At 48.6% G+C, this 7077-nt stretch carries 7 protein-coding genes; 2 read left to right on the top strand and 5 right to left on the bottom strand.

Annotated elements, in window-relative coordinates; genetic code table 11:
• Positions 1-204: 204 nt before the first annotated feature.
• Together RMO84_RS18355 and RMO84_RS18350 are read right to left on the bottom strand one after the other, a co-directional pair.
• Complete coding sequence (locus RMO84_RS18355; RefSeq protein ID WP_396135896.1) at positions 205-1410, bottom strand: DUF4912 domain-containing protein; 1206 nt, start codon at positions 1408-1410, stop codon at positions 205-207.
• Between the two features lie 500 nt (positions 1411-1910).
• Positions 1911-3476 (bottom strand): site-2 protease family protein, encoded by a 1566-nt coding sequence (locus tag RMO84_RS18350; protein WP_310489881.1) that lies wholly within the window; start codon positions 3474-3476, stop codon positions 1911-1913.
• A gap of 137 nt (positions 3477-3613) precedes the next feature.
• Between RMO84_RS18350 and RMO84_RS18345 the strand changes: the two genes are divergently transcribed.
• Both RMO84_RS18345 and RMO84_RS18340 read left to right on the top strand, forming a co-directional pair.
• Complete coding sequence (locus RMO84_RS18345) at positions 3614-4273, top strand: MBL fold metallo-hydrolase (RefSeq protein ID WP_396135895.1); 660 nt, start codon at positions 3614-3616, stop codon at positions 4271-4273.
• A 109-nt stretch (positions 4274-4382) separates the two neighbouring features.
• Entirely contained in the window at positions 4383-4508 is a 126-nt protein-coding gene (locus tag RMO84_RS18340; RefSeq protein ID WP_310489879.1) for a photosystem II protein Y, read from the top strand.
• Between the two features lie 98 nt (positions 4509-4606).
• On the opposite strand, the gene RMO84_RS18335 is transcribed toward RMO84_RS18340, so the two are convergent.
• The 3 genes from RMO84_RS18335 to RMO84_RS18325 form a co-directional block, all read right to left on the bottom strand.
• Positions 4607-4819 (bottom strand): NAD(P)H-quinone oxidoreductase subunit O, encoded by a 213-nt coding sequence (locus tag RMO84_RS18335; protein WP_310489878.1) that lies wholly within the window; start codon positions 4817-4819, stop codon positions 4607-4609.
• A 248-nt stretch (positions 4820-5067) separates the two neighbouring features.
• Positions 5068-5991: a hypothetical protein gene (locus RMO84_RS18330; protein WP_310489877.1), complete on the bottom strand. Its 924-nt coding sequence runs from the start codon at positions 5989-5991 to the stop codon at positions 5068-5070.
• Between the two features lie 223 nt (positions 5992-6214).
• The gene (locus RMO84_RS18325) at positions 6215-6814 is read right to left on the bottom strand and encodes a DUF1517 domain-containing protein (protein ID WP_310489876.1); all 600 of its coding nucleotides are present in this window, start codon (positions 6812-6814) and stop codon (positions 6215-6217) included.
• Between the last annotated feature and the right edge of the window lie 263 nt (positions 6815-7077).

Raw genomic sequence — 7077 nt, 5'->3', positions numbered from 1 at the left:
CCAACCCCTCTCCCAAGCTTGGGAGAGGGGTTGGGGGAGAGGGCGAAGGGTTTCGCTAGCAAAAGAAATCTTTGTAAATCGGATTTCGTGTCAATAGGCATAAGTTTAGATCGTAACAAATTATCCCCACCAACCTAGAAGATTGATGGGGATAACCCTAGCTGTTTTATTTAGCTGCGCGTAACTACCGAACCGAACGATCGCCTAGAACCATTTTTCAGGTACGGCTTCGGCCTTAGTATTGGTATTGCGAGCCAGGGTCGAGCGATCGAATGTCATATGGACAGAACGTTGTTGCTCGCCATCATTGGCAACAGCCACAATCGGGTAATCGATATTGCCATCCTGGAAGGACATCTGGAAGCGGAATGTCCCATCGGGATTGAGCTTAATCTGACGTTCGCCGATGGTGACTGTCGCATCGGGTTCGGTTGCTCCGTAGACGATCAGTTCTGCATCAGCAATCAACCAGAATTGACGTTGGCGTTCGCCGACAGCCATCCCGATCCCGGACATGCCGACACCGGACATATTCACGCCAGAGGCAGTAGGCAACGCCCACATGCCTACCCCAGAGGGAAATACAAAGGAGCTGAGGGATTCTAGCGGCGATTGTTGCATCGAACCGTAGACCGAACCAGAAACTCTGAGTGAGTCCATCGAATCAGTCATGCCAAAGATCCGCTCGTAAATGGCACTTTGTTCGGCGTTGGTACCACCAGTCGCACTAGCTTCCGCCGCTTTGTGGCTGGGGGGTACGAGTTCGACAAAGGTTTTGCCGACCAATTCTTCTTCCCAGGGGACGGTGATAAAGATATCTTCAATCCAGTCAGAAGGATAGACGGGAGGAATATTCACCGATGCCGAGCGAGCTAATACCAACCAGCGACCGTCGCCACAACGATAACCGATATCGATCGTGTAAGAGCGATCGCTCACGGGGATCGGTAAGTACCATTCCCGCGCCATCTCATCGATCGGATATTCTTGGATACTGTGAGGGCTTTGGTGCTCTAGGTTAATGTCAGTAACATCGTAGATCCGTAACGCCAATTGTTGGCCGCCGTGGTAGCGCAGTTCGTTTTTGTGCTCGATTGGGATGTCCCAGTAAGCGTAAGCCCACTGCGGATCGCGAGGTAGCAAGACGATGCGGCTGTCGCCATAACCGCCAGGTAAATCGCCCAATCCTTCATCTACAGCTACTAGTTCTGCCGCAGTAAGATCGACATCGACTCCGAGTTCAAATTTTCCTGCTTCCACTTCTAATTGTGCCTCTAGTTGGGTTGATGGACTTTGAGTTGACTTACTCTGAATTTTTTGAATTTCTTCCAGGAGTTGGGATTTCCGCATCCTGCTGTACCGAGACACTCCACAAACACTCGCCACGCGGCGCAGTTGTCTGAGTGTCATTTCTTCTAATGTGTTGTCTGTCGCCACGATCCGACCTCCGAATAATGTGAAGATAGCAAACTCATTGAAGTTTGCACCTGCACTTGTTGTCACCTAGTAAAAGTTGCTATTGCTAGTCAGTCGGTTAAATACCGATCGCATTTAAGCTGTTGATGATATTGCTAGAATCGGCAAATTCGAGATTTTGGCTCGATTGCAGGTGACTAAATTGCGATGTTTAAAAATACATCTATTAACTAAACTTACTAAATACTGAAGTAAGTTACTTGCAGTCACTAGCTATTAATAGTTGATGTCTACGATTACTATCTAACAAAACTTTACCCCCATCCGTCAAGGGGGGATCGCCTGCAATTTCTAAGGTTTAACGATTTTGCGTCATTTGAGCGATCGCAATTGTCAAGGAATCATGACAATTGCGATCGAATCGAGTCGCTGGCATTGTCTCGGTCGCCATGACAATCGCTCAAAAATATCGATCGCATCGCGATTAACGATGCTTAAACGTCTAAGAACTGACTCAAAATTGCCGGTACGGGAATCAACGTCAGCACTAAAATTGCTAAGATGGCAATGCCAACGATATCGCGCCAATTGTTGAGATCGGAGACATCATTGAGCGCAGGTTCGTCGATCGCTGGAATCAAGGCGATAATAAATGATAAAAATAATAAGTCGGTATTGCCAAAACTCGAAGCTCTAAAGCGGATAATCCCCAGAATTACTAAAACAATCTTGCTGAGTTGACTGACGATCGCACTGGGTTTTTGGCCGAACATGCCGTGGACGATATACCCGCCATCGAGGCGGCGCAGAGGCATCAAATTGATAACAATAATCAGCAGACTAATATAAGCGGCGATCGCCACATTGTGCAAATCGATCGCTCGATCGGCCACAAAACGAGCACCCAAAGCCAACTTACAGATCAGTGTCAGCGTCAGCGAAAAGCGCGGATCGAAGGAGTGAAAACTCAACAGCGTAGATTTGAGTTCGAGCGGTACGGTTTCTGAGTGTGCCAGTCCCCAGATTAGCAGTGGAATCGATACCGCTAGCCCCAGCGTCGAAGCCACCAAGCCTAGATCGAAGATCGCTTTGCGATTGGGGATGGGGGACTGCATTTGCACCAGACAGCCATATGTCCCTGGGAAAAATGGCAAAGGGATAAAGTAGGGGAGCGTCGTCTCAATTTGATAAAATTGAGCGACGATGTAACGCCCTAAATCGCGAATCCCTAAAATCGAAATAATACTCAGAGCATAGGGTAAACCAGCTTGAAGAATATCGCCAAGATCGCCCTTGGGCAGCCGCGCTAGTGCCGCTCCAAAATAGGTAGTCGGGATCAGCGTCAGGCAAAACAGCAAGACAGCCACCGCCCAGTCCAACCACCGACGCGAGCGGCCCGCCTGAGCCGGTTGGGGTCGGGGTACTAAGGCAAAGAACGGTTTACCAGTCGATAAGCTGTATTGAAATAAGACAAAAAAGCGATCGCCAAGCAGCTCTCGGACATTGCGCTCGATCGTATTGTAGGCATTGTCAGGGTCGGTGCGCAATTTACCGCGACACAATACAGCCTGGGGTCGATATTCGATCTTTTCGAGGAAGAACACATTCCATGCGAAACATGTTTTTAAAATAGACTCTTCTTCAGGTTCGATCGGGCGGGGGACAGGTGCCATTGCTTCCGATGTTGTTGCGGCGGAGTCTAGGCTGGGAGAGACGAGTGAGTCGGATATCTCCGCTGGCTGGCTGGCAATCTCCGATGGAGCCAGATTTGTCTCGCTTCTAGCTTCAAATGGCTGCGGCAGCGAGCGGGGCTTAGGTTTGCCCCAATCTAGCAGCCGCCAATATAATAACCAGCACCCCGAGCAGACAAATAGGAGGAGCGGTAGCGGCGGGATCTGTTTGCTCCAAGTGACAATCCCCCCCGTGAGCAGCGGTGGCAGCATCAAGACCGCCCATAAAATCCACAGCGGAACGGCAGTCAACCGACTAACCGTTCGATCCAGAATAATATAGGTCAGAATGCCCGATAAGATTAAGATGAATAGTAAGGACAACCACATGAATAAAATTATAATTACTCGATCGAACTGAAACTAGCTGCGGCCATCGATTGCATCGATGCTAACTGTTGCGATCGCTGTACATTTGCCAACATGAGAACTTGCCTGAATCTCGACCCTTGCTAAGTACGCAACCTATGTCGTCACTATCGAATTTGTCACAGCCAGCTCCGATCGATAAGTTACCTGTAAATAAACCGCCGACAGAGATTTTGCCAGGTATTTTTGCTTTCAGCCCCAGCCGCGATACCTTAGGCGGGACTGCTTATGCGATCGTCACTCCAGCAGGGAATATCCTCATCGATAGTCCGGCTTGGCATGATGTCAATCGCCAGTTTATCGTCGATCGCGGTGGCATCAGCTGGTTGGCAATTACCCATCGCGGTGGCATCGGCGCAGCGATGACTATCGGCCGGGAACTGGGCTGTGAAGTCATCATCCAAGAGCAAGAAGCCTACTTATTGCCCGAACTTAGCGTAACTACTTTCGAGCACAAATTTAGTATTAACGATAGCATACATGCAATTTGGACTCCCGGACATTCGCCCGGATCTACTTGCTTTTACTATACTGGTGCAGGTGGTGTCCTCTTTACCGGCAGACATCTCTTACCGAATGGATCTGGTGCTGCCGTACCCTTGCGAACTGCAAAAACTTTTCACTGGCCTCGGCAGTTACGCAGTGTCGCCGCGATCTGGCAACAGTTTCCCGCGACACTGCCCCTGAGCTACATCTGTCCGGGTGCTAATACTGGGCTGCTCCGGGGCAAGGGCGCGATTGTCATTGGTGATTTGTAAGTGAATTCGATCGCGGCTAAATCTAGGTATCAGTCACTAATTCTGCTAGAGTTAATAAGCGATAACTCGATCGCTAAAATATCTTTTACTTCTCATTTAGGAAATAGTTATGGACTTCGATTTTCGGCTTTTGATCGTCCTTGCGCCGCTGGCTGCCGCAGCGGGTTGGGCCGTATTCAATATCCTCCCCGCTGCGCTCAGACAAATTCAAGAACTCTTACGTAATAAAGATTAATTATAAGTAGGTTTCTCAGGTCGATCGAAAGATCGAGTGGTTGGAGTCTGCCGCTGCAACTGTTAACAAAAATTGACAGTTTCAGTTGTAACTGAAGGCTAAAATCCTTCCAACTGGTCGAGTCGGAGCCAGATATTCGGGGTGGGAACTTGACCAAATTTGACAAGGGCATAGTCACCCCGCAAATCTAGCACTTCACCCTTGGTTTCAAATAAATATTTAGGAAATCTCCCATCGCTAGCTTTTGCCTCTAGGCTATTGGCCAAAGCACTCGCGATCGCCCGAACTGAATCTCCTTTCTTGACTGCCATAATCTAAGTTGTGGTGCTGCAATGGTCAATTACCAGGATACCGTACTAGGGGTTAGGGATGAGGCTTTAGGCTTTAGGTATTGGGCTTAAGATGTTAGGTAATGGAATTAGGCTCTAGGTATTAGATATTAGAATTGAGGTGTTAGGCGATTGGCGAAACAGGAAGATCGATCTGCGAGCTGATTTATGCCTACCGACCCTCCATCACCTTATACCTAAAGCCCAAAGCCTAAAGCCTAACCCCTAAATTAGCGGCGACGGCTGCCAAATCCGGAACCCGAACGGCTGCGACCGCCACTACCGAAACTGCGGCTCGAACCGCCAGATGGTCGCGAGTTGTACTGGCTGCCATTAGATCGACGGAGATTGCTGCTGCCAAATCCCGAACCAGTCGCCCGATTGCGCTCGATCGATCGATTGGGATTACTACGATTGGTATTGAAATTGGTACTAGGATTATTCAACCGCCCCGTCGTCCGCAAGGTGGTGCGGTTCACTACGGCTGGGGGTGGGCTATTGTAGCGAGTCTGATAGCCCTGGACAGCTTGACCGTAGTTATTGCCATAGCCACCGTAACCGCGCAGACCGCCCGAACTGTAGACTGGGGGTACATAATACTGGGGTCGGAATAACATACTGCCGATCGCTTGTCCGGCCAAAGAGCCAGCTACAGAACCGGCGAAAGGTGTCCAGAAGTTAGATTCTTGTCTGACGACAACTTTTTCTTGTTGTCCGGTTTGGGGATTTGTTTGGGTTTGAGTGACGTTGTGGACGTACTCAATCTTAAAATCTTCCGGCATGTGTAGAGAAACTTGGCCGTTTTCGGACTTAAAATAAGTCTTCTCACTGGCCTTAACTTCTTCATCTGTCAACCGTGCCATCTGAAGATTGGTGCTGCGGTAGACGGGTGGTGTGCCCGCAGGTGTATTCAGCAGCATCAGGGTGTATTCCCCATTAGCATCGTTATAGGTAGCTTGCTGGACGGGATACTTGCCATCCGCGATCGGTTTTTGGTTGGTGTTGTTACTAACAGCAGGGCTTTGAATAGAAGTGGGATTCTGGCCTTGAACTGTGCGATCGCCACTGCTGGAGCCGCAGGCTACAGACGTGACCGATAGCGTCAAAGCCATAAATATGATTACCAATCGACGTAACATATAAGCTGATTTCATGACTGTGGTATTTTCTTATTTTAGCTAGTTCTCAGGTCGATTTACAATTCACAATCTCAGCCCAAATCATCATCGATAATTGACGATCGATCCTGCTCTTTTACATTGATATTAGCCGATCGATAGCTGTTTAAATATCTAGTAAACCGATCGGTTAGATCTGGTTAACCGCATCTACTCAAGCCAGAACGAACGGATATTTGCGATTTGTCCTCATCAAGATTTACAACGGAATTAATTCTGGAAAATTTTGGAGTACTTGGTCGTCGGTAAGTTCGTCGCCAAATCGGGCTGGTGAAAAATGGACGTAAATTGCGCGCAGCCGCTCTTGATAGTGCAGATTAATTAAAGCTTTGAGGGCAATCTTGAGCGCAGACATATTTGATAGATCTGCTTCAATTGTTTGTTCTTCACCCTCAAGTGCCACCGTCAGCATCACGATTAAATTGCGAGTCGGCGGCAGGGTTAATTGCGCAGTGGGATTGCTGTTGTCGCTCGGATCGGGTTCGCTTAAATACCGTGAGGCTGAATCGGTAAATAATTCATTGGCATAGTCGCCTGCGGCACCTTCGTCCCAGAAGACATCGCCTTCATTAGCTGCCGATCTCCAATAGGTATCGTATTGCAACAGATTTTGACAGATTTCGACTAGTCCTTCGCCGACAATTGTCAGATCGCCATCGGCTTCGATCGCTTGTCTGGCAGCTTGGTTCAGAATTCCGAGTAGTGGTGCGACATCTTCACCACCGAGGTGGATGAAAATTCGCGAGACGACAAATTGGGTTTTGCCGGTAAATTTATTAAATTGGTCGCGTAGGCTCATAGGATTTTAGTGGATAGTGGATAGGGGGTAAGCAGGGTGGATTAATTGTGACTAGAGCAAAGCTAAAACCCTGGTTCTTAGTCCTCAACCGCCCTGAAATGTGTCTTGTCGCAGTTGTATGGGCGGGAAACCCGCCCACACTGCGCCGCAATTTCGGGCTAACAGCAAAAGTTCACTGAAGTGAACTAAAATGCTTTTCTTTTAGGAAAACCAATCCACCCTGCTACACAATAAATCTGTAGGGGTGCCCTTTATGGGTACCC

The organism is Chamaesiphon sp. VAR_69_metabat_338, from assembly GCF_031423935.1.
In the GTDB taxonomy this organism is placed as follows: Bacteria; Cyanobacteriota; Cyanobacteriia; order Cyanobacteriales; family Chamaesiphonaceae; genus Chamaesiphon.
Note: the sequence above shows the minus strand (reverse complement) of the source record. Positions and strands in the feature narration are given on the sequence as shown.